The 22,198-nt window shown below is 46.6% G+C and carries 22 protein-coding genes; 20 read left to right on the top strand and 2 right to left on the bottom strand.

What is annotated here, in order from left to right:
• Window positions 1–35 precede the first annotated feature (35 nt).
• Window positions 36–1,274 (bottom strand): hypothetical protein, encoded by a 1,239-nt coding sequence (locus tag KYJ26_RS11190; protein WP_219167349.1) that lies wholly within the window; start codon window positions 1,272–1,274, stop codon window positions 36–38.
• A gap of 174 nt (window positions 1,275–1,448) precedes the next feature.
• On the opposite strand from KYJ26_RS11190, the gene KYJ26_RS11185 reads away from it, so the two are divergent.
• From KYJ26_RS11185 to KYJ26_RS11120, 14 genes are all read left to right on the top strand, one after another.
• On the top strand, window positions 1,449–2,408 hold the full coding sequence (locus KYJ26_RS11185) for a polysaccharide deacetylase family protein (RefSeq protein ID WP_219167348.1): 960 nt from the start codon (window positions 1,449–1,451) through the stop codon (window positions 2,406–2,408).
• Window positions 2,409–2,428: 20 nt separating this feature from the next.
• Window positions 2,429–3,322, top strand: coding sequence for an LCP family glycopolymer transferase (locus KYJ26_RS11180; RefSeq protein ID WP_219167347.1), 894 nt, complete (start codon window positions 2,429–2,431; stop codon window positions 3,320–3,322).
• Between the two features lie 172 nt (window positions 3,323–3,494).
• On the top strand, window positions 3,495–4,760 hold the full coding sequence (locus KYJ26_RS11175; protein ID WP_219167346.1) for a S1C family serine protease: 1,266 nt from the start codon (window positions 3,495–3,497) through the stop codon (window positions 4,758–4,760).
• On the top strand, window positions 4,753–5,055 hold the full coding sequence (locus KYJ26_RS11170) for a hypothetical protein (RefSeq protein WP_219167345.1): 303 nt from the start codon (window positions 4,753–4,755) through the stop codon (window positions 5,053–5,055). Before KYJ26_RS11175 ends, KYJ26_RS11170 begins: the two co-directional genes overlap by 8 nt.
• Before the next feature lie 21 nt (window positions 5,056–5,076).
• On the top strand, window positions 5,077–5,964 hold the full coding sequence (locus KYJ26_RS24295) for a peptidylprolyl isomerase (RefSeq protein WP_219167344.1): 888 nt from the start codon (window positions 5,077–5,079) through the stop codon (window positions 5,962–5,964).
• Between the two features lie 85 nt (window positions 5,965–6,049).
• The gene (locus KYJ26_RS11160; protein ID WP_219167343.1) at window positions 6,050–6,913 is read left to right on the top strand and encodes a hypothetical protein; all 864 of its coding nucleotides are present in this window, start codon (window positions 6,050–6,052) and stop codon (window positions 6,911–6,913) included.
• A 158-nt stretch (window positions 6,914–7,071) separates the two neighbouring features.
• Entirely contained in the window at window positions 7,072–7,773 is a 702-nt protein-coding gene (locus tag KYJ26_RS11155) for a response regulator transcription factor (protein ID WP_219167845.1), read from the top strand.
• The gene (locus tag KYJ26_RS11150; RefSeq protein WP_219167342.1) at window positions 7,763–9,166 is read left to right on the top strand and encodes a sensor histidine kinase; all 1,404 of its coding nucleotides are present in this window, start codon (window positions 7,763–7,765) and stop codon (window positions 9,164–9,166) included. The genes KYJ26_RS11155 and KYJ26_RS11150 overlap by 11 nt, the downstream gene beginning before the upstream one ends.
• Before the next feature lie 142 nt (window positions 9,167–9,308).
• Window positions 9,309–10,430: an NAD(P)/FAD-dependent oxidoreductase gene (locus tag KYJ26_RS11145; RefSeq protein ID WP_219167341.1), complete on the top strand. Its 1,122-nt coding sequence runs from the start codon at window positions 9,309–9,311 to the stop codon at window positions 10,428–10,430.
• A 14-nt stretch (window positions 10,431–10,444) separates the two neighbouring features.
• Window positions 10,445–11,320 (top strand): sigma-70 family RNA polymerase sigma factor, encoded by an 876-nt coding sequence (locus tag KYJ26_RS11140; RefSeq protein ID WP_219167340.1) that lies wholly within the window; start codon window positions 10,445–10,447, stop codon window positions 11,318–11,320.
• Window positions 11,321–11,667: 347 nt separating this feature from the next.
• A complete protein-coding gene (locus KYJ26_RS11135) occupies window positions 11,668–12,990 on the top strand; it encodes an ATP-binding protein (protein WP_219167339.1) in 1,323 nt (440 codons plus the stop codon).
• 152 nt (window positions 12,991–13,142) lie between these two features.
• Window positions 13,143–13,532, top strand: coding sequence for a VOC family protein (locus KYJ26_RS11130; protein WP_219167338.1), 390 nt, complete (start codon window positions 13,143–13,145; stop codon window positions 13,530–13,532).
• 168 nt (window positions 13,533–13,700) lie between these two features.
• A complete protein-coding gene (locus KYJ26_RS11125) occupies window positions 13,701–13,913 on the top strand; it encodes a hypothetical protein (RefSeq protein WP_219167337.1) in 213 nt (70 codons plus the stop codon).
• A gap of 270 nt (window positions 13,914–14,183) precedes the next feature.
• Window positions 14,184–14,348 (top strand): hypothetical protein, encoded by a 165-nt coding sequence (locus KYJ26_RS11120; protein ID WP_219167336.1) that lies wholly within the window; start codon window positions 14,184–14,186, stop codon window positions 14,346–14,348.
• A gap of 14 nt (window positions 14,349–14,362) precedes the next feature.
• On the opposite strand, the gene KYJ26_RS11115 is transcribed toward KYJ26_RS11120, so the two are convergent.
• The gene (locus KYJ26_RS11115; RefSeq protein WP_219167843.1) at window positions 14,363–15,562 is read right to left on the bottom strand and encodes a YhgE/Pip domain-containing protein; all 1,200 of its coding nucleotides are present in this window, start codon (window positions 15,560–15,562) and stop codon (window positions 14,363–14,365) included.
• 328 nt (window positions 15,563–15,890) lie between these two features.
• Between KYJ26_RS11115 and KYJ26_RS11110 the strand changes: the two genes are divergently transcribed.
• The 6 genes from KYJ26_RS11110 (at window position 15,891) to KYJ26_RS11085 (ending at window position 22,120) form a co-directional block, all read left to right on the top strand.
• A complete protein-coding gene (locus KYJ26_RS11110) occupies window positions 15,891–16,748 on the top strand; it encodes an ABC transporter permease subunit (protein ID WP_219167335.1) in 858 nt (285 codons plus the stop codon).
• Window positions 16,745–17,767 carry an ABC transporter permease gene (locus tag KYJ26_RS11105; RefSeq protein WP_219167334.1) on the top strand — a complete coding sequence of 341 codons (1,023 nt, stop codon included), beginning with the start codon at window positions 16,745–16,747 and terminating at the stop codon, window positions 17,765–17,767. Before KYJ26_RS11110 ends, KYJ26_RS11105 begins: the two co-directional genes overlap by 4 nt.
• A gap of 169 nt (window positions 17,768–17,936) precedes the next feature.
• Window positions 17,937–18,785, top strand: a complete 849-nt coding sequence (locus tag KYJ26_RS11100; protein WP_219167333.1) for an ABC transporter permease subunit — start codon at window positions 17,937–17,939, stop codon at window positions 18,783–18,785.
• Window positions 18,782–19,798, top strand: a complete 1,017-nt coding sequence (locus KYJ26_RS11095) for an ABC transporter permease subunit (RefSeq protein WP_219167332.1) — start codon at window positions 18,782–18,784, stop codon at window positions 19,796–19,798. Before KYJ26_RS11100 ends, KYJ26_RS11095 begins: the two co-directional genes overlap by 4 nt.
• 278 nt (window positions 19,799–20,076) lie before the next feature.
• On the top strand, window positions 20,077–20,763 hold the full coding sequence (locus KYJ26_RS11090) for a response regulator transcription factor (protein WP_219167331.1): 687 nt from the start codon (window positions 20,077–20,079) through the stop codon (window positions 20,761–20,763).
• Entirely contained in the window at window positions 20,756–22,120 is a 1,365-nt protein-coding gene (locus KYJ26_RS11085; protein WP_219167330.1) for a sensor histidine kinase, read from the top strand. The genes KYJ26_RS11090 and KYJ26_RS11085 overlap by 8 nt, the downstream gene beginning before the upstream one ends.
• Window positions 22,121–22,198: the final 78 nt, after the last annotated feature.

The raw sequence follows: 22,198 nt of genomic DNA, 5'->3' as shown, positions 1-22,198 counted from the left end.
CTGCATTTCATTTGAAAATAAACCGGTGATCCCTATTAAGAAGACAACAACTGAACATACTTCTTGAATTCGGACGCCGGTGATTTCGTCAAATAAACGAACTGATTGCTTTCCATCAGGACATTCCAGCCTTCGAGGGACTCCATATCGTCTTTGTCCGCGACATACACATCGAAAAGGAGGGAACCATCGTCTTCTGAGAGGAATTTGACATATCTCCGTCCGTCGGATGCTTCGATGATGATATCAGGCCAGTCTTCCGGCAGCATCAGTTCATACTGATACGGATAATTCTGATAGGAACGGAGAGTGAATTGTGGTTGGCCGTCATCGGATAATTGATAGTATTCATGAATGAATGGCATGTCCACATACGGTTTGTCCGGGTTCGCCTCGATCAGGAGGGGGAATTCCAGGATGCCGTCGCCGTTTTTGTCTTCGCTGTTAGCGGAAGTTGCCCTGAATAATTGATCTTTGAATTCTTTTGGGACGAGTTCCACGAGTTTCTTATTTTTCACACCGACGATGAACGAAGTCGAGGAATGGGCCCCTACAGTGGAATCGAATATCGCCCCTTTGACAGACGGGGTGACATATCCGGATGCCGAGTTATAGTAGGGATAGACATACGGATCGAGCTCCAGTTCATCCACCTTCTCCGATTTTCCTTTTGAAAATGCATAAAGGGAGACGGTATGTTCTTGATTTGGTATCAAGGAAGAAAGCAGCAGCTCGGCCTTGCCGTTTTCATCGTAATCATCCGCGAAGAATGCGCTGTATTGGGACTCGAACAATTTGTCAGGCTTTTTCCCTTCCAGATCATAAATGACGAGGGCAGAGTCAGATGCTTCTGCCGCATAGGAAAAGCCGATCAGGAGCTCCTTCGTTCCGTCCCCGTTCAAATCGGATGCTTCGACCTTCATCAGTTCCCTTCCGATATCTTTGATTCCGGCCATCTTCGTCCATTTTCCTTCTTTATTCTCAAGGATGATCCCTTCCATTTGAGAGGTTTCTTCAGGAAGACGATAGAAGACAATCAACTCTTCTTCTCCGTCTCCATCGAGATCCGTCTGTTTGATGGTGTCTGCCGTCTTATCTTCGTTTGGTGAGAGCCACTCCGCCTGAGGAGGGACGAAGCTTTGAATGGCCTGCTTCAATTCCTGTTGTTCGACAGGAAGCTCCGGAGGCTTCATCAAAGAAGAGTTGGACTGAAATAAGGAACAGCCGCTTGTGACAAACAGGATCCCTGTTAAGAGAAAGATCATTTTTTTCATCTATTTTTCACATCCTAGCACTTGCTTTCAATAGTATAGTGTAAATTCATTCGACAAAAGTAACAAGAAAGTAACAAATTTCGCAGCCCGATTGTAACCGCCTAGTAACCCTTTCCCAGCTGTTTTCTTTTACGATGAAAGTACAACAAAACAGCCGGAGGAAAGGTGAAAAGCATGCGAAGAAAGAAAAGACGATTAAAGAAAAGTGTGCGGGTGACATTCGCACTGATGTCAGCTCTCTTCATCCTAGTATCGACCATTTGGGTGATGGATATAGGTGAAGCGAAAAGTAATGAAGGTCAGGAACGTTTAGAAAAGGTCATGGCAAAAGAAACCGGAGAACAGCAGCCTGCCAATAAGCAAACCGATGAAGTGAAAGAGGAAGCGGCAGAGGAAAGCGAAGAGGTTCCTGAAGATGAACCAATCGATTCCGTGACGGTTGATGAACCGGTTCAACAAGGGGAAACGACGGGCGATCAGCCTGGAGAGGAGTCACTTCAGGATAAACAAGCTCAGGAAGAACAAACCGTTCAAGTGGAACAACAGTCGGTCTACCTCACATTTGATGATGGACCAAATGAAAATACAGAAGATATCCTGAATGTCCTCGAACGCTATGATGCCAAGGCGACATTCTTCATGCTTGAACCGAATATGAGGAGATTTGAAGATTCCGTAAAGGATATGGCGGCAGAAGGACATGCGGTCGGCATGCACGGTGTCACCCATGATGCGGCGAAATTCTATCAATCTAGTCAATCGGTTGTGGGTGAAATGAAAAAGGGACAAGAGACACTGGAATCCATCACCGGTATTCACAGCAATCTGATCAGGGTCCCTTATGGATCGGTGCCGAATATGACGCAAGCTTACAGGGAGGCCGTTGACCAGGCAGGCTTCCACATGTGGGACTGGAACATCGACAGCGAAGATTGGAGGCTCTTAAGCGAAAAATATGTGCCGAATGTGATGGAACAGATCAACGCATTTCCTTATGAAAACTCACCGAAAATCATCCTTCTTCATGAGAAAGATGTGACACTTGAGAACTTAGAGGAGCTTCTCATCGACTTGACAGAAAAGGGATACAGCATGAAGGCGATCTCACAAAAAATGAATCCCGTAACATTTTAACGAAAGAGGAGCTGTAAAGAATGAATAAGAAATGGAAAGTAGGCATCACCGTCCTGGTTGGATTGACCGTCCTATCGGGAGGGCTTCTGTTCTTTGTTTTTGCAAAGGTGGGGGCGTTCTTCGATGAGACGTATGAGCCGATTGACGTTCCCCGTGTTAAAGAAGAAAAAAGTGAAACAGCACCCGAAGATAAAATCCACATCCTGTTGATGGGGGTGGACGAACGCCCCGATGATAAAGGAAGGCCGGATGTCATGATGGTTATGGAAATCGATCCGAAATCTGACAGTACCAAGGTCGTCAGCCTGCCGAGGGATACCAAGGTATCCATACCGGGCCGCGATGAAAGCACTAAGCTGAATCATACGTACACATATGGTGGGACGAGTCTCACCGTTCAGACCGTTCAACAACTTCTGGACGTCAAGATCGACTACTACGCAAAAGTGAATATGAACGGGTTTGAAGAAGTGATAGAAGAAGTAGGCGAACTGACCATCGATAATGAGCTGGACTTTTCTTTCGATGGATATCACTTCGCCAAGGGAGAACTGACGCTGTCCCCTGATGAAGCCCTTGCCTATGTCAGAATGAGAAAGCAGGACCCCATGGGCGACGAAGGCCGGAACGAACGTCAGCGGAAAGTCATCAAGGCATCCGTCGATAAGCTCCTGAAGCAGAACGACTACGGCAAAATCCTCGAGCTGCTCGATACGGTATCTCCCTATCTCCAATGGAATATACAAGAGAAAGACTTGAAGGAGTTATACAGCCACTATTCACACGCCATGAAACAGATCCAGTCGTCGGAACTGCCGGGTGAAGGAAAGCTTGCAGAAGATGGATTATGGTATTTCATTGCTGAGGATCCAGAGGAGATATTTGCGGATGCTGAATCCGAGACAAATAGTTGAATCCTACAAAAGAAGAACCTTGTACGTGATCAAAACGCACAAGGTTCTTTTTTTATATTCGTAAATCTTCCCACCCTGTACACATATTGTTAATAGTTTCGTAATATTTACCTCCTAAGATGAATGTAACAGCAAAGATGAACAGAGCAAAACCATTTTAGGAGGTAGTGAAATGCTAGAACATAACAATCAAAACGAAGAAATGCAGCATATAGAGTCAGAAGAAGTTGAAAAGAAAGAGGACATGCAGAGAAATCCGAAACCGAAGAAGACATGGAAAGGGCGTGGGTTCCTGAATACGGTGGGTGCAGGGATCATCGGTTCGGTCCTGACGCTGACCGTATTGCCTCAAACGGATTACTACCAGAACCTGGCCCAGAACAGTATCGAGCAATCAGCTCATGAAGGACAGACGGATACGGCAGCGGATTCAGGGATCACGCCAACGACCGTATCCACTGCGGGCAGTGGGGATGTAGCGAGTATTGTGGAGGATGCCTCAGAGTCCATCGTCGGTATCGTCAACTATCAGCAGCAGAATGGCATGGGAGGATCACAGGAAGCGGCAGCCGGGACAGGGTCCGGCGTCCTTTTTAAAAAGGATGGGGACAGTGCTTATATCATCACGAACAATCACGTGATCGAAGGGGCTTCCAAAATTGAAGTGTCCCTTTATGATGGAGAAAAGACGGAAGGAGAATTGATCGGAGCCGATCCCCTGACAGATCTCGCTGTCGTAAAGATTGATGGCAAATATGCAGACAACCTGTTGGAAGTCGGTGACTCCAGCGCCCTGCGCGCCGGTGAACAGGTCATCGCCATCGGAAACCCGCTTGGACTTGACCTATCACGGACGGTGACACAAGGAATCGTCAGTGCCGTCGACCGCACGATTCCTGTGCAGACATCAGAAGGGGAGTCTGAACTGAACGTCATCCAGACCGACGCCGCCATCAATCCTGGTAACAGCGGTGGTGCCCTCTTGAACGCCAAGGGTGAACTGATCGGGATCAATAGCGCGAAGATCTCGAACTCTGGCGTAGAAGGACTAGGATTTGCGATCCCAAGTAAGGATTTTATGCCGATTGTCAGTGAAATCATTGAAACAGGAAAGGTCGAGCGTCCGTACATCGGAATCGGGATGAAGAACCTGTCCGATATTCCACGCTCCTACTTACCGAATCTGCCGGAGTCAGTCGAATCCGGTGTGGTCGTCGCGAATATCGATCCGACCTCAGCAGCTGCTGACGCCGGGATCAAAGAAGGCGATGCGATTACTGAAATGAACGGCAAGGCTGTTGAGAATGTGGCTGACTTGAGAAGACAGCTGTACGGTGACCTGAAAGTGGGAGATAAGATCGACCTGACGATTTACCGTGACGGGAAGAAGATGACGGTTAGTCTGACGCTTACGAGTAATGCGATGATGAATGGGTAAGGACTTGCTTGGTGACCGGGGCGGTGTACCAGGTACAAATGGATGGGGCTGTACCAGGTACAAAACGATTCGAATGTACCAGGTACAAATGGATGGGGCTGTACCAGGTACAAAACGATTCGAGTGTACCAGGTACAAATGGATGGGGCTGTACCAGGTACAAAACGATTCGAATGTACCAGGTACAAATGGATGGGGCTGTACCAGGTACAAAACGATTCGAATGTACCAGGTACAAACCGTCCGAAATGTACCTGGCACCAAACCAACACCCAATAAACTACAAAACACATGAATCAAAAAGGAGTACGAATTCGTGACAAAAAAGAAACAAACCATAACAATTTGGAGCGTCATCGGAGGCGTTGTCCTCGTAGGGGCACTCTTAGCCGTTTTCGGTTTTTCGAAGGATGACGTAGTAGCAAAGGTCGGAAGCGAGTCGATCACGAAGGATGATTTGTATTCGACGCTGGTGGATCAATACGGGGATGGGGCGTTGGATACGCTGATCGCCGAAAAGATCGTGAAGCTTGAGAGTGAGAAGAAAGATCTCACGGTGAAGGATAGTGAAATCGATAAGGAACTTGAGAACATCAAAGGCCAATATGACAGTGAAGATGCATTCAATGAGGCCCTCGCGTCAAGTGGATCGAATTTAGATAGCGTCAAAGAAAATATTAAGACGTACTTGTTGACGGAAAAGCTGCTGAAGGACAGGGTCTCAATTACAGATGATCAGATCAAGGAATATTTTGATGCGAATAAAGATTCGTTTGCACAAGAAGAGCAGGTAGAGGCAAGTCATATTCTGGTGGATGATGAGAAGACCGCTGAGGAGGTGAAGAAGAAGCTGGATGATGGAGGGGATTTTGCCGAGCTTGCGAAAGAGTACTCCACGGATACATCGAATGCTGAGTCGGGCGGAGAGCTTGGTTATTTTGGCAAGGGTGAAATGGTGCAGGAGTTTGATGATAAGGCGTTTGCTATGAAAAAAGGTGAAATCAGTGAGCCGGTGAAAACCGAGTTCGGTTACCACATCATCAAGGTGACGGGCAAGAAGGAAGCGAAAGAAGCGGTTCTTGATGATCATAAAGACGAAATCAAAGATATCCTCTTTGATCAGGCCCTTCAAACGGAATATGGAACATGGCTTCAGGAAAAGAAAGAGGACTATAAAATCGAAAATCTGTTAAAAGATTCATAATCCGGTCATGGTTTGTTCATGATTTGGTCATAAATGGTGGAAATACTGTTAGTGCAGCTGCAACCTATTAAAGGAGGAAAAATAGATGAATAAGAAAAGAAAAGTATCGTATGTGTTAACGGGTGTATTAGCGGTCGGGATTCTCGGTTCCCTGCCAGCCTTCGCCGCCGAGGAGGATTCTGCGGCAAAGACGAATGATCAGGCGGCTGTCGGCGTACATGAATTTGGCAGACATGGCGGTGGACACGGGAAGTTTCATATGGATGAAGAACAGCTGAAGGCGAAAGCGGAAGAGCTGGGCATCAATACAGCCGATAAGGACACACGTGAACTTGCCAAGGAAATCATGGATGCCGAGCTCGAGAAAAGAGCGAAGGCACTAGGGATCGATACGGAAGGAAAAGATCATCGTGCCGTCATGGAGGAGATTCGTCAGGCTGAACTGAACAAGAAAGCAAAGGAATTGGGGATTTCCACTGACGGAAAAGACCAGGAGGAGCTCGCTCAGGAAGTGAGGGAAACCTTGCTGAAGCAAAAGGCGAAAGAACTTGGGGTGGCCACCGACGGCAAGGATATTGAAACACTTGCCGATGAAGTAAGGGAAGCAGCCCTCATGAAGCAGGCGAAGGATCTTGGAATCGAGACAGAAGGAAAAGATCAACATGATTTGCGTCATGAAGTGATGGAAGCGTCCATCCTGAAAGCTGCGAAAGAATTGGGAGTCGAAACGGATGGCAAAACATCGAAGGAACTGATGGAAGAAATCATGACCGATCATGCCGATGAAGCGAAGAAACTGGATTTCTTCCCTTTCAATAAAGATAAGGAAGAAGGCTTCTTTTTCCGCATGGGCGGTAAAGGGCATCACGGTCCGGGACACGGGCAAGGATTTCACGATGCTGACGGAAGCGATGAAACATCAGCAGAATCTGAAAGCGTAGCCTTATAAGTCAGGGAATCCCCGCCATATGAGCGGGGGTTTTTCCATTGTAGAACGAAGCGGGAAAAACGACTATACTTAAGAGAGAGGGAGCCGTGGGGACAGGTACCGTGGCGCATGAGCCAAGGTACCTGTCCCCATGGTTCGATCGGAAAGGAGCGATGGTGATGAATGTGCTGGTGGTAGAGGATAATCAAAGTGTCACAAGCATGCTTGAGATGTTTTTTACGAAAGAAGATATAAAGGGTGAGTTTGTCCATGATGGTGCTGACGGGTATCAGCGTTTTAAGGAAGGCGAGTGGGATCTTGTGATTCTGGACTGGATGCTTCCGGGGATGGACGGTGTGACGATTTGCCGGAAGATCAGGGAGGAAGGATCACAGGTTCCGGTCATTATGCTGACGGCGAAGGACAGTGAGTCCGATCAGGTTCTCGGCCTTGAGCTCGGTGCCGACGATTATGTGACTAAGCCCTTTTCTCCTCTTGCCCTGATGGCGAGGATCCGTGCCGTGACCCGTCGTTATCAAGGGGAGAAAAGCAGTTCAGGCACTACGGATGTCAGCACATCGGATTTCCGGATCAGCAAGGAAACCCGTGAAGTCTATTTGAACGGTGCCCCCCTGACGAATCTGACGCCGAAAGAATTTGAACTCCTTTATTTCCTTTCCCAGCATCCCCGTCAGGTGTTCTCGAGGGAGCAGCTCCTTGAAAGGGTATGGGGATATGATTTCTACGGGGACGAGCGGACGGTGGATGTCCATATCAAGAGGCTACGGAATAAGATTGGCAGCAAGGACAAGCCTTATTTGCATACGGTGTGGGGCGTAGGCTATAAATTCGACGAGACGGCGGTCGGGGATGAAGTTTAGGTATCTGTATCAGCTGCTCCTCAGTCATACGAGCGTCCTCATCATCGCCTTCATGATCCTCGGACTCCTGTTCTCTCATTATGTAGAGAATCTTGTATACGAAAATAAGGTGACGGAACTCAGGACGTATGGGGATAAAATTTTATCGGATTTAGAGCGTCCCAGCCCGAGAAGGCCCCTGTATCTGGAGGAATACAGCAACCTCCTTCATGCCCGGAACATCGATGTGATCACGTTCAATCGACAGGGGGAAGTCTCCTTCTCGAGGGGCGGGGTGTACCCGCGGATCGAGCTCTCGAAGGAAGAGTGGGAGAAGATTGAAAGTGGTGAAACGGTACCTTTGAAAAAAGATTTCGGTCGCTTCAATCAGGCGGTCTCCCTTGTCATCATGCCCCGTATCGTCAATGATCAACTGACTGGCGGACTGATCCTGATTTCACCTATCAGCGGCACAAGGGAAATGCTGAGTGAAATCAATCAATATCTGTTATATATCGTCCTGTTGGCGCTGGCCATTTCGGTCCTCGTCAGCCTGTTCTTATCGAAGCTCCACGTGAAGCGGATACAGCGAATCAGGGAGGGGACCTCAAAGGTGTCATCGGGGGATTACGATGTTCACGTCCCAAGCTCCAACTTCGATGAAATCGGGGATCTCGCTGAAGATTTCAATGAAATGGTCACGAAACTTCAGGCATCCAAAGAAGAAATCGATAATCTTGAAAGCAGGAGACGCCAGTTCATGGCGGATGTGTCCCATGAATTGAGAACGCCGCTCACGACAATCCGGGGTGTCATCGAAGGCATCCGGAACGACATGATCCCGGAAGAACAGAAGGAGAAAAGCTTCGGACTCGTCAGCGAAGAAACGAAGCGACTCATCCGACTCGTGAACGAGAATCTGGACTATGAAAAAATCCGCTCCAATCAAGTGGTTCTCAACAAAGTCACCCTGCCGATCCTTGATGTCTTCGAAGTCATCAAGGAACAGCTGGATTTTCAGGCCGAGGAAAAAGGGAATGACATCAGAATTCTTGCCCATGACGATGCAAGGATTCATGCCGACTACGACCGATTGATCCAAATCCTCATTAACATTACGAAAAACAGCATCCAATTCACGTCAGGCGGAACAATCACGTTAAAGGGCTCTTCAGATGAGAAGGAAACTCTCATTGAAATCGAAGACACCGGCATCGGCATGGACCCGGATGAAATCAAGTCGATCTGGCGCCGCTTCTATAAAGCCGACCTGTCACGGACAAACAACCCTTACGGCGAATTCGGCATCGGACTTTCCATCGTGAAGCAGCTCGTGCTCATGCATGAAGGGACGATCGATGTGTTCAGCGAAAAGGGAAAAGGGACGAAGTTTGTCATTCGGTTGCCGATTTGAGGCCAGGGGGACAGGTCCCTTGGCCTTTTTTTATTTAGGAGCCGGGGTACCTGTCTCCATGGTCTTTTTAATCTTATTTTTTTCGTTTGGTCACATTTCGTATCCCTGAATCGTTCTATTAGTAGATACGGAGGGATGTAAGATGAAACATATTGTGATTGTAGGCGGAGGATATGCGGGTATTAATACGCTGGAGCATCTAAAGAAGCAACTTGGAAATAGACTGGGTCACGACATAAGGATGACGCTCATTGATAAGCATTCATACCATTTAAGAAAGGTCCTTTTGTTCAGACGCATTTCAGATAAGGACTTCAATTTGCATATACCCCTTACTTCTTATACAGGAGAAGGTATTTCGTTTGTGCAGGGAGAAGTGGAAGAAATCAAAGAGAGGGAACAGGCGATTGTCGTAACACGTGATGGATTGAAGAGGGAGAATATCCCGTATGATCAACTTGTCCTAGCAATGGGGAGTTCATCCCGTCATCAGGAGGATCAGGGGGGAATTCCCCTTGAATCAAGTAAGAATGCCGATTTAATCAGGTCCAGAATTGAAGAGGGGATCAAGGCCGGAAAATCGATTCACATAGCCGTTGTGGGAGCCGGTATTTCTGGGGTTGAAACAGCTGCGGAAATGGGAGGCTGGCTTAAGGATTCTGGAACAGTCAAGGTTACTTTAGTGAATGCGGATCGTCGATTGTTGAGCTCAGCTCCCAAGAAAGTTTCGGCGCACCTGGAAGAAGAACTCACAAAGGTGGGTGTGAATGTTCTCCATGGAGTCAAGGTTAATCAGTATGATGATCAGGCAAAAACGCTTTATTATTCAGATGGAACAACAGAAACGGTTGATTTGTGTATCTGGACCACCGGTTTGAAATCCAATGTATTAACTGCGAGCCGAGAAAAGGGCAGGATCATGGTGGATGAGTCTTACCGTGTGAAGGGGATGAAAAATGTTTATTCGATAGGGGACTGTGCACTCGTTACAGATGCGAAGACCGGCAGGATAGACCGCATGACGTGCAAAGAAGCTGTTCTTCAATCGGGAAAATTAAGCAGGATCATGGTGAAGGATATGACCGGAAGTGGGAAGAGACTCGTCCACAAGAGTATTCCGGTTGAATTTTACTGTGTGAGCCTCGGGCAAAACAGAGCGTTAGTGTGGATGAAAAAGGGGAAGTATAGCATGTTGATTCGAAACAGGCTCGCTCTCTTTATTCGAAAATCCACGTGGGATTCAGCCAGTCTGATAAAAAAATAGATAAGGAGATTATCATGAGTGAGATCGAAACCATCTATGAAGAGAACAAGCGTCTGCTAACTCATATCGCCTATCACATGCTCGGTGACATCAACGATGCGCGTGATGCAGTTCACGATGTATTTACCCGAAATCTAGGTCTGGACACATTTGACAGGGTGGATAACATCCAGGCCTTCCTTTGTAAAAGCGTGACCAATCGATGCCTTGATGTCTTAAAATCAGGCACACGAAAACGGGAAGTATGTGTAGGAACATGGCTTCCAGAACCTCTTTCTGTAAACGAGGATCCATTGGATGTATTGATCAGGAAGCATACGTTATCCTATTCGTTCATGTTCCTCCTGGAACGCCTTTCGCCAGTGGAAAGGGTGGTGTACATCTTACGGTCGGCATTTGAATATCCCTATGAACAGATTGCGGAAATCCTTCATAAATCCAATCCGGCTGTAAGAAAGATCTTTAGCAGGTCTAGGCAGAAAGTACAGGAAGGATCAATGCGGGAAGAAGAAACAGAAGTGGAAAATGAACTGAGCGAAGCTTTTATCAAAGCATTAGAAACAGGAGAGACGTCGATCTTCCTGAAGTTGCTGACAGAAGATGTCACGTACTATGCAGAAGGCGGAGGGGAACTGCCCATCGCCCGCAAACCACTTCCTTATAAAGCATTTGTCCAATTATTTACCTATCTTTCTCAACAAGTCCAACATAGTAGCTACAAGGACCTTCAAATGGTAAGCGTAAGAATCAATACCGGTTATGGGGTGCTTTTAAAACGCAACGAAGAACCTCTTGCCATCGTGACTTTCAGAAGCGAAAACGGGAAGATTGTGGATATCTATAACCAGACCAACCCTATGAAACTAAAAATGACGGGAGCAGCCCTTTGAGCATGTGGGGGTGAAAAGCCAAGGGGACAGGTCCCTTGGCCTTTGTTATATAAAAGCGGCGATACCTGTCCCCATGGTTCCCTACAATTCTACAAAACTTTCCCAAGTTACCCGTATTGACAAGTCCCCTCCGTTCAAAATAAAAGAGCAATTTCGTTATTGAATCACGACTCACTAGGTATTTTTCAGTGTTTTCCTCTCATCTCTCCATCGGAACCGGCCGATTTATGAAAAAAGATGGGACTATCTAATGGTGATTCACATTCAACCAAATTCAGTTATAATAAGGAATGAGGAATTATTTTTTTAATTTTAAAAAAATAATCGAAAGTGGGGATGCTATTCCGATGGATCATTTAGATTTATTGACCGGTCTGCTGATTAATCTCCTTGTCATTCTGATTGTGATATTGCTGTTAAACTTTCACTATCTATCAAGAAATAAAGTACATAAGCTCCAGATGTCATCTTTTTCGATCTACCTGATCAGTTCGTTTCTCATGCTCGTCAGTATGGGGTTGTCAGTTCAGTTGGAAGATGGGTTTTTATATGACCTGCGCTGTATTCCCTTTTTACTTGGAGGGATCTACGGCGGCAGGAAGGTCATGCCGTGGCTTGCCGTTACGATGGTTGCGATCCGGCTGCCGATGATGGGGACGGGAGTGATCATTACTATGATCATTGCGATCCTATTCACTGCCATCATTTTGTATGTGCGCCCTAGATTGGAAAACAAGGCATTGAAGGCGAGGGTCTATACGTATTCGGCTCTGTCTTTCGGATACTCGGTTCTTTCCTTTTGGCTGCCGTCTGTCATCTTTGATTTCGGCGAGCTAAGTTCATTCCCAATCTACTCAGCGGTCCTGACCGGGTCTACGTTCTTTGTGTTCTACTTATGTGAAATCATCCGGACGATCTATATTCTTCAATTGAAATCGATAAAATATGAGAAGATGCAGGTGGTCAGTCACCTCGCTGCAAGCATGAGTCATGAAGTCCGGAATCCATTGACGACCGTGAGGGGATTCCTTCAGCTGATCAATGAAGATCCATCCAATATTACCAACAATAAAGAACTTTCAGAGGTCGCGGTCAGTGAAATCGACCGTGCGACGGAAGTCATCAATCAATACTTGAACTTTGCAAGGCCACACCCCGAGCTTGAAGAGGAAGTGGCGATTCGGGATGAAATCAACCGATCGAAGGAAATCATCATGCCCCTAGCCATCAAAAAAGGAATCACCCTGCAAGCGAATATTCTTCATCACCACTCCATCAAGGGTGATCCGAACAAGCTTCAGCAGGTCCTCATCAACGTTATGAAGAACGGCCTGGAAGCGATGGAAAACGGAGGTACTCTCCGCATTTTCAGCTATCTTGAAAATGGAAAGATATTCATCGTCATCAATGACACGGGAATCGGCATGACCAAGGAACAGCTCATGCGCCTCGGCGAACCGTACTTCTCCATGAAAGGCAAGAACGGTACCGGCCTCGGCATGATGACCGTCTACCAGCTCGTCGAAGGCATGAAAGGCACCATCAAAGTCCTGAGCAAACCGGGCAAAGGAACCTCCGTCATCCTATCCTTCCCGCCCTACAGCAAAAAGGAAGAAGGGACAGCATCAAACCCTGCAAGAACAACAGAGGTCCGTCCCTCACTGCGTTAAGCGGGAGGGACGGACCTTGATTTATACCTTCTTTCGAGCATGAAACCCACTGATTTGGCGCTTTTGCCTGGTTTTTTAGAGGTCCGTCCCTCGCTGAACGGGTTTCTGTTCTGTAGAATGGAGTTAAGACTATATGAAAGAAGTGAGTGCAGTTGATCAAGTACAAAAGTCTCCACCACGTCAGCTTGAACGTGACGGATCTTGAGAAAGCCAAAGATTTCTATGGAAAGACACTTTGCCTGAAGGAAATCGAAAGACCGGATTTTGGTTTCCCGGGCGCCTGGTATGAAATAGAAGGACAGCAGCTTCACCTGATTGTGGACCCGTCTTCTCAGACTCTCCGCTCGGATAAGCAGTTATCCAGTCGAGAAGGTCATTTTGCCCTAAGAGTGGAAAGCTATCATGAGACTCTCACATGGTTAAAGGAAAACAATGTGGAAGTATTAGAGAAGCCTCAATCGAAAAGCGGATTCGCCCAGATTTTCTGTGCCGACCCGGACGGGAATTTGATTGAGTTGAATGTGGATCAGAAAGATTTATAATGAACCAGGGAACCAGCAGGGATGTCTGCTGGTTTGTTTTTATTTTAGGTGGTTTTTATATGAACCTTTGAAGAGCACCCGTCTTTATGGGTAATGCCCCTTTATTTGAAACTTTTTACAACTCCAACCGTATACATAAGTAACAACAATCAGAAAGGGATGGATCCTATGGATGGAATCTTACTCATCATCATATTAGGAGCTATCGGTTGTGCCATCGTGGGTACGATCTTTCTAGCCAATAAAGCACTGACTCAACACATGCACAACCGTAAAGGAATAGACCTACAGTCGGAGGTTGTATCCTGTCCAAAATGCGGGGCGAAGAATAAGCGCCAGATGAATGGTCAGCACTGCAGGGAGTGTTATGAAGCATTTTAGTGGTGTGATAAATATAGGTGGCCAGATGTACAGGTAAGAAAGGATGATCAACCATTTTAGAAACTGTCGTTGGAATTGTGATTGTCCTGTTAATACTAGGATTATCTTTTTTTATCGCTTATTGGGGCTTTTTTTCATTATTGAAGGAGTCAAAAAGGTCAAGACGAAACGAGAACGCAGAATTGAGAAGAGAAGTGAAAGATTTAAAACAGCGGGTGGAGTTTCTGGAAAAAGAACGAAACGCTAATTAGAAGAAAGGAGAGACCACTCATGGTTTTCCTATTCATTTTGGTCCCCGTCATTCTCGTCGCAGGCATCGCCATCTATCTTGAGAAAAAGTCAGGCATGACGCCTCCAGACTTAACGCAACATGCCACGAAGATCGGGGAAGCGTATAAGCATAGTGATGTGAACAAAAACTCTGTTGATCCTTAAAAAATGGTCAGAGGCTACACGCCCTGACCATTTTCCATTTGTGTTGTTTTCTTGCCGGACGTTTGAGGCTTGAACGCAGTAGCCAAAATGACGAGCATTCCACCAATCCCGATCCAAACAAGCGACGACACAGCCGAATTCCACGATAATCCCTCTCCGAAGTAGAAGAGTTCCCGTAATCCCTGCACCATGAATTTCATCGGCAGCCAGGAGTAAAACCAGTCCCGGTAAAACGAGGACATCATCTCAGGAGCCATGGCGAGTAGCGGTGCCCCGAAGAATAGCATGAGCACAAAGAGCGGCATGCCCCTGATCCCGATCAGTGAGAGGATCGCTGAAATCATCAGATAGAAGCTGAACGATGTCAGACTGAGGAACAAGGCGGTATCGCTCAAATCCGGGATATTGAATCCAATCAGTCCATCTGCAAGAAGGGTCAGGCCGAATCCGACGATCAGGGCGACCACCGCACCGATCAGGATTTGAATGAACTTCGAAGCCAGCTTTTCTTTCCGGCTCAGCACCGGTAATTTGCTGACAGCGAGATAGATGATCGCGGCACTTGCCATGCTCGCCATCCAAAGCGGCTGGAACAGGGAAACAGGGGCGTTTCCGTTTGCGCTGTTCGACCCGATTTCATTCACGTTCGTCACCGTTTTGGTGATAGGGGTGACCATACTGGTAAATTGCTTCGGTGTCAAAGTGGCACCCTGCTTCTCGAATCCGTCCAGAATCTGTTGGCGGACCACATTGTTCATATTGTCCACGACCCCATTCAAGATCTGACCCGCAGCGGTCGAAGCCATGGTGTTCATCCCTTGATTGATCAAAATCTGTACTTCAGCAGAAGTAGGATCCGGTGTTCGTAAGGAAGCCTGCTTCGCACTGAAATCCTTTGGGATGACAAGTGCTGCATAGTATTCCTGATTGTCCAATCCCTTCTGGACGGCTTCTGTACTTTTCACGTTCATCCATTTCACGGCAGGGTCTTCATCCGATTTCGTGCTGGACATGGTGTGAATCTTTTCAACGAGGGTTTCCCCCATATTCATCTTCGGTTGATCCGGCACTTGCACACCCTCATCTTCGTTTACGATGGCAATCGGCAGATTTTTCGGCTGCGGCTGAACCGAGGGGAACAGCGTCAGGGAAAAAATAAAGATGATGGCGAGTGCAATGAGTGGGGATGCGAGTACCAATTTGTTATTAAAAATGTTCAAGCTGAAGGACCTCCTTTTATAAAAGTGAGTAATCACTCACAAATAATATTACTCGCTTTTTGGGGAAAGTCAATAAAAAAGTGAGTGATCACTTTTTTGTTTATACCGGAAATTCGACACGGCGGAATGAATATCTGATATCCCGCATGATTTCCACGCTTCTCGCACGATTATGCTAATATCCGCACGATTTTTATAAATCCTGCATGATTCCCCTCAATACCCGCATGAACTCTGAATCCCACCAAGCACCCAGATTAAATTGACAGAATTTTCAACTCTAGTATACTGGTAATTATTAGAAAGATAAAAGGGGTACATAATGAAAAAATCCGGTCTGGAAGCTGTTCTTATCATAGTAGGAATCATATTCGTGAGTGCGACATCCGGCCTCTTCAAACATCAGGCGTTTTCACTACTGACCTATGGAGAGGAGTTCATCACGCTATGCAGGGAATTGGTCGAACCTCATAAGCTTGTCTACATAAATCCTGTCTCGGATGTCGAACGCCCGTTATTTCCAATCATTCTTAAAGCCTTCCTGAGCAGTGCAAGAATCTTTTTCCTGGCATTGGGATTGGCGCTAACGAGTTCCATCTTTCTGATGATCCTCTATTTTTCAGTAGGGAAAAAGATTCGGAAAGGAATAGAGGGAGTCTCGTTTTATCTCGCGTCCCTGCCTGATATTTTTGTCATAGGGATCCTGCAGATGCTCGTCATCTGGTTCTTCAAGCAAACCGGCATTCTCGTGATTGACATCGCATCCCTCGGGGAAAATCAGGTCATCCTGTTTCCGGCGATCACGCTCTCGATACTACCGACGTTCTTTTTCCTCGGGTCGATGGTATCTTTTTTGCAGGAGGAAGAGGGACTTCCGTATGTGGAGCTTGCGAAGGGGAAGGGTCTCGGGAAATTCCGGATCATGTTCATTCACATGATGAGGAATGTACTGGTCAGTTTGACGTACCACGGCAAGCAGATCGTCTGGATGATGCTGTCGAATCTATTGATTCTGGAATATCTCTTCAATGTATTCGGCGTCACGTCATTCTTGTTTTCCTATAACACTCCGGCTATCTTTGCCATCACCTCGATCATGCTGTTTATACCGTTGTATTTCTTATTAAAAATCATGCAGTTTGTGATTTCGAGAAAAATAGGCAGGGAGATGAGTCTATGAAAATGTGGAGTCGACATCATTTCACGATTGCCATCTGTTTACTGTTCATTGTCGTGCTGGTCGGGTGGAGTTTGATTTTCAATGTAGCAGATGGGGAAATCCCCAATACGTTCGTTCAGTATGATGACGAGGGCAGGATCATCGGCGACGCGCCGTTTCCGCCTTCAACGAATTTTCCGTTCGGGACGGACCGTGAAGGGGACGACCTGTTTTACAAAGTATTGGAGGGAGCGCAGTACACGATTGGTGCAGCCATCATCATTTCCCTCCTTAGCTTCGTGCTTTCCTTTGTCATCGGGGTAGCGGGAGGATTTACAAGATCGCGGGGGAAAAAGTGGACGCAGTCGGTATTCACGTCCTTCTACTTCATCCCGCAATCGATCATCGCCTTTAATATCCTATATCCTTTGCTGTGGGAACCTCCACAGGGGTTTGAAACGAGTTTCATCGAGAGGGTCGTTTGGCAGTCGATCACCCTGGCTGTCATCACGGCGCCAACTACGGCGATTCTATTATCCAATGAAACCCGCGAAATACTCGATAAAGAGTTCGTAACGTGCGCACGGGTACTGGGCGGAAGCCGCTTCTTCCTGTTCCGGAAACATGTCCTGCCACACCTGAAGCTCCGCCTGTTCATCATATTTCCTAAGATCACGATCCAGGTGCTCCTCATCATCGCCCATCTCGGGTTCTTCGACTTGTTCTTCGGAGGAACAGATGTATGCTACGGGCCGGCATGTGATCCGCCAAAACCTTTCGTCCAAGAGTGGGCAAGCATCATGTCCATGAGCTTTGTGGAATTGACCAATGCCTGGTGGATTTTCATCATCCCGATGACCTTCTTTGCCTTGACGATCCTTGCGCTGACAGGAATCGCGAGGGGGCTTGAAGGGTTGTTGGAGGAGGAAGAGGTGAAGGTTCTTTCTGTGAAAAGAGAAATGAATGACCGAAAGGAAATAGGTTCATTGAAGGAGACTGATTTTCGGTTGGTTCATCAGGAGATTGATAGAGGAATTTGATTTATGGGGCCCTGATGGTGAAAGGAGATGCGGCTACCTGATGGCATATATGAGACACGATACTGGAGCTCAATCCGGAGAGGAATCATGGTCTGTATGGTTTAAATAACAATTTTATTATAAGGGGTCTGTGATGAACAGACTCCCTTTTTACAAAGGAGGGACCACAATGAAAACCACCATCCGCATTTTATCCATCATCCTGACCATCATTACCCTGGGAGCCTTCATCAGCACCTTCCAAAACGGCATCCATTTAAGCCTCGCAACCTTCTGGAAGAACTTCATCCATCTCATCGATGCCCTCATCCATCCCGCATCGATGACTTTCCAAGCGAAGTCGTTCGTGCCCAATGCGAAGTATGATGTATTTCCCGATTTCTTAGAGTTTTACTTTTACACACTATCTATATTGTTCCTTGGCTTTCTCCTTTCATTGGGGTTCGCCATTCTATTGATCCTGATCACGTTTCAGCTTTCACTGAAGAAAAGGAAGCTGTTAATCCGGAGTTCAACGATCCTCGAGTCCGTACCGGATGTGTTCGTCATCGTATTGGCCCAAATGTTCTTTGTGTTTCTATTTAAAAAAACCGGGATATTGGTCTTCGAAGTGGTGGGGGGATCGGAAAGACCTTATGCACTTCCGCTTCTAACGTACAGCGTCCTGCCGACGATCTTTCTTTACCGGACGCTGATCCTCATATTCGAAGAGGAATTGATGAAGCCTTACGTGGAGCTTGCGACAGGAAAGGGGTTGTCGGGTCTGCACGTATTGTTGAAGCATGTGTTCCGCAACAGCATAGTCAGTTTGATCAATCATTCGAAAATGATCATTTCGTTCATGCTCTCCAACTTGATCATGCTGGAGATCCTCTTTAATACATACGGTCTCACCTGGTTCGTCATTAATCATCCGACATACGAAATTGCCACCATGAGTGTCATCATGATGTTCATACCACTGTTTTTGTTCGAGGAACTGGTTAAAAAGATGAAAACGAAGGTGGTGGGAGGATGATCACTCTGTGGAGAAATAAGCTCTTTATGACCGGCTTTTTATTCATCTTCCTGATGCTGATGGGGAGCTTGATGTACGGGTGGTTCTTTGATAATGACATTCCGATTGCCAACCTCCGATTTACGGAAGATGGAGTGAAGGGCCCGCCGTATTCCCCGTGGGAGTATCCGCCATTCGGAACGAATAATCTTGCTGAAAGCATGTTTCATATCCTGCTGATCGGAGCAAAATTTACGCTGGGGGTCGCCTTTCTCGTAGCCGCTTTGCGATTTGTGATCTCATCTGTATGGGGAACGTTGTCCGAGTTATATCTTCCCAGAGTGAATGAACGGGTGCGTCCGTTTCTTGAAGCATTCTACTACTATCCAGTCACCCTTATCGCGTACCTGATGCTGTATTGGGTCCTGTTTGAAGATGGAATGTTTAACGGCACGGATTCCGAATTCACCTATGGATTTGGAACCAGGGTCATCATCGAAATCCTTGTTCTCACACTCGCTGCCGTTCCGATCACCTCCCTGACGATTTCAAAGGAAGTCAATTTGATCCTGAAGAAAGAGTTCATGGACAGTGTCCAAATCCTTGGTGGGAACCGCAGACATATTCTCATGAAACATATCCTGCCGTTTTTGAAGCCTCAGCTTGTGGTCATCTTCCTGAGGGAAATGATCCAGGTACTGGTCCTTCTCGCTCACCTCGGAATCCTGGGCATCTTTTTCGGCGGGGGTACGATGAAGGAAGACCTCTTTCAAAATATGGTCTTCGTTTCCCTTTCTAATGAATGGTCCGGAATCATCGGCAACAACTTTCAGTTTCTGTTTACGACGTACTGGTGGATCGCGATCTGCCCGATCTTTTTACTGACGTTGACGGTGTTGGCATTTAAAATGATGCTTGAAGGGTATCAGAGTGTAGAAGCATCTTCTTCAAAAAGACTACAGAAGCCTGAAAAGGTAGACATCACCCCTGTTGGAAAAGAGGAGCGTTTTGAGCGGGTGAGGAGATCAATATAGGAGAGAGAGAAAGACGCTTCGGTGAAGGGAGCGTCTTTCTTTTTGCAGCAATTGAGGATTGCAAACAACCAAATTTTGAAGGTGTATTTAACAGTAAAACCATTTACCTCTGTTACCCTCGGAGCCCAAACTCATTGGCAGAGCATGTGCAAATCATAATAGAATGACAAAGTTTAATCCCATCAAAAATCTTGCTATAATACATATCAGTAAATGGAAATTCAGATAAACAATGTTAAAGAATAAATAGAAATCCCCAATCAAAAGAGGTAAATACTATGTCACTCATCACCATCCTGATCGTGGATGACGATCCCCATATCAGAGAGCTGATCAATCTTTATTTAACGATGGAAGGATACAATGTATTACAAGCCAATGACGGCGAAGAAGCAATGGAACTCGTCAGGCAGAAAGAGATTCATTTAGTGGTCGTTGATATTATGATGCCGAAGAAGGATGGATGGGATCTTTGCAGGGAGATCCGGGAGGACTATGACCTCCCCATCATCATGGTGACGGCGAAGGGGGAGAGCGAGGATAAAGTGAAGGGTTTCGAGCTCGGGACGGATGATTACATTGTGAAGCCCTTTGAGGCCAAAGAATTTATCATGCGGGTGAAAGCCCTCCTCCGCCGCAATAAGGTGCACACGGAGAAGCGGGTGTCGATCGGGAATCTGACGATCGACAGCAAGAGCCTGGAAGTCATGCTGGGAGATGAGCGTATGGACTTTCCATTAAAAGAGTTTCAGATCCTATACAAGCTTGCGTCCAACCCGGGTCTCGTTTTCTCCAGGGATCAGCTGATTGAGGAGATTTGGGGGATCGACTTTGAAGGAAATGAGCGGACCGTCGACTCTCACATTAAGAAGATCAGGAAAAAGCTTGAGGGGAAGAGCTCGGACGTGTCGATTACGACCATCAGGGGGCTCGGTTATCGGCTAGGGGCGCGACAGGATGGTTAATACGATATATTCCAAGATGGTGTTGACGTTTCTCGCAGTCATGTTCATCAGTATAACAACCTCTTTTTTCATCACTTATAATATGTATGAAAAACGGGTCGTTGCCGAAGTCGAGGAAGAATTGATGGTGGCTGGTAAGGGTATCATTGAATTGTCGAGGGTGATGGAACCAGAGAGCGTCGAGAATTACATAGAGAAAGTATCGTCCATCCGTTATAACATTGCCCTCTATTCAGAAGATGGAAGGGCGAAGTTTTACGGGGAAGCAAACCATGAAAACTATGCCACACCAGATGAGGTGAGAGAAGTGCTTGCCGGCGGTGTTCACCATATCACGAATAAGGATCCAAGATTTTTGAAGCATGCATCTGTGGGGCTTCCTTTTGAAGTAAAGGGTAAGAAGTACGCCCTCTTCTTGAAGCCTGTTCTCATCGGGAAGCTCGGTTTTGTGAAAAAAGTCCTGAAAACAGTATTGTTCAACGTCTTGATAATCGGTAGTGTGCTTTATCTCTTTGTCGCCCTTTATTTCGCACGTCCCATTAAGAAGCTGACGGCCTTCACGTCGAAGGTGGCGAATGGGAACTTTCATGAACAGGTGACGGTGAAGAGAAAAGATGAAATCGGTGAGCTTGCCGTAAGCTTTAACCGGATGAATAAGGAATTACATAGCGTCGAGAAGATGCGGCGAGAGTTCATTTCAAATGTGTCCCATGATCTGCAGTCCCCGTTGATGTCCATCAAGGGTTTCGCCAGGGCTTTAAAAGATCATTCTTTCCCTAAAGAACAGCAGGATCAGTACTTGACCATCATTGAAAGTGAAAGTGAGCGGCTTGGTAAGCTAAGTGCCAACCTGCTGAAGCTATCGGCTCTCGAAAGCAAAGAACATCCTGTGAAGCAGGAGAGGTACCTTCTCGACCAGCAGATTCGACAAGTGTTTCTCAGTCATCAACCGCAGTGGCTGGAGAAAGAAATCGTCATTGATCTGGAAGCGGTAGAACCTGTAGGACTGTCAGCGGATAAAGATCAACTGGAGCAAGTTTGGCATAATCTCCTGACAAATAGTATCAAGTATACGGATCATGGTGGAGAAATAAAGGTTTCCTTGAAAGAGGAAGAAGATCAGATCATCGTTGTGTTCTCTGATACAGGTATAGGGATGCCTGATGAAGATGTGCCCTACATCTTTGATCGCTTCTTCATGGTGGACCGGGCAAGGGAAAGCTCGAAACAGGGAAGCGGGCTCGGACTTTCCATTGTGAAAAAAATCATTGACGTTCACCATGGCACCGTTGACATTACGAGTAAAGCGAACCAAGGCACCACCTTCACAATCACTCTTCCGAAAAGCATGGATTAACGTCCATGCTTTTTTCTATGGAAACAAATTTAATCCATTGGTCATATTGGGGTCACATTTCTCCTCTACGATGATATC

It is taken from the genome of Rossellomorea orangium (assembly GCF_019334305.1).
In the GTDB taxonomy this organism is placed as follows: domain Bacteria; phylum Bacillota; class Bacilli; order Bacillales; family Bacillaceae_B; genus Rossellomorea.
The sequence above is the reverse complement of the archived record's forward strand: the minus strand, read 5'-3'. Positions and strand labels throughout refer to the sequence as shown.

Bases quoted from the DNA above. Each gene is read 5' to 3' on its own strand.
- KYJ26_RS11190 (WP_219167349.1), bottom strand. From the start codon at position 1,274: ATGAAAAAAATGATCTTTCTCTTAACAGGGATCCTGTTTGTCACAAGC.
- KYJ26_RS11185 (WP_219167348.1), top strand. From the start codon at position 1,449: ATGCGAAGAAAGAAAAGACGATTAAAGAAAAGTGTGCGGGTGACATTC.
- KYJ26_RS11180 (WP_219167347.1), top strand. From the start codon at position 2,429: ATGAATAAGAAATGGAAAGTAGGCATCACCGTCCTGGTTGGATTGACC.
- KYJ26_RS11175 (WP_219167346.1), top strand. From the start codon at position 3,495: ATGCTAGAACATAACAATCAAAACGAAGAAATGCAGCATATAGAGTCA.
- KYJ26_RS11170 (WP_219167345.1), top strand. From the start codon at position 4,753: ATGGGTAAGGACTTGCTTGGTGACCGGGGCGGTGTACCAGGTACAAAT.
- KYJ26_RS11160 (WP_219167343.1), top strand. From the start codon at position 6,050: ATGAATAAGAAAAGAAAAGTATCGTATGTGTTAACGGGTGTATTAGCG.
- KYJ26_RS11155 (WP_219167845.1), top strand. From the start codon at position 7,072: ATGAATGTGCTGGTGGTAGAGGATAATCAAAGTGTCACAAGCATGCTT.
- KYJ26_RS11150 (WP_219167342.1), top strand. From the start codon at position 7,763: ATGAAGTTTAGGTATCTGTATCAGCTGCTCCTCAGTCATACGAGCGTC.
- KYJ26_RS11145 (WP_219167341.1), top strand. From the start codon at position 9,309: ATGAAACATATTGTGATTGTAGGCGGAGGATATGCGGGTATTAATACG.
- KYJ26_RS11140 (WP_219167340.1), top strand. From the start codon at position 10,445: ATGAGTGAGATCGAAACCATCTATGAAGAGAACAAGCGTCTGCTAACT.
- KYJ26_RS11135 (WP_219167339.1), top strand. From the start codon at position 11,668: ATGGATCATTTAGATTTATTGACCGGTCTGCTGATTAATCTCCTTGTC.
- KYJ26_RS11125 (WP_219167337.1), top strand. From the start codon at position 13,701: ATGGATGGAATCTTACTCATCATCATATTAGGAGCTATCGGTTGTGCC.
- KYJ26_RS11120 (WP_219167336.1), top strand. From the start codon at position 14,184: ATGGTTTTCCTATTCATTTTGGTCCCCGTCATTCTCGTCGCAGGCATC.
- KYJ26_RS11110 (WP_219167335.1), top strand. From the start codon at position 15,891: ATGAAAAAATCCGGTCTGGAAGCTGTTCTTATCATAGTAGGAATCATA.
- KYJ26_RS11105 (WP_219167334.1), top strand. From the start codon at position 16,745: ATGAAAATGTGGAGTCGACATCATTTCACGATTGCCATCTGTTTACTG.
- KYJ26_RS11100 (WP_219167333.1), top strand. From the start codon at position 17,937: ATGAAAACCACCATCCGCATTTTATCCATCATCCTGACCATCATTACC.
- KYJ26_RS11095 (WP_219167332.1), top strand. From the start codon at position 18,782: ATGATCACTCTGTGGAGAAATAAGCTCTTTATGACCGGCTTTTTATTC.
- KYJ26_RS11090 (WP_219167331.1), top strand. From the start codon at position 20,077: ATGTCACTCATCACCATCCTGATCGTGGATGACGATCCCCATATCAGA.
- KYJ26_RS11085 (WP_219167330.1), top strand. From the start codon at position 20,756: ATGGTTAATACGATATATTCCAAGATGGTGTTGACGTTTCTCGCAGTC.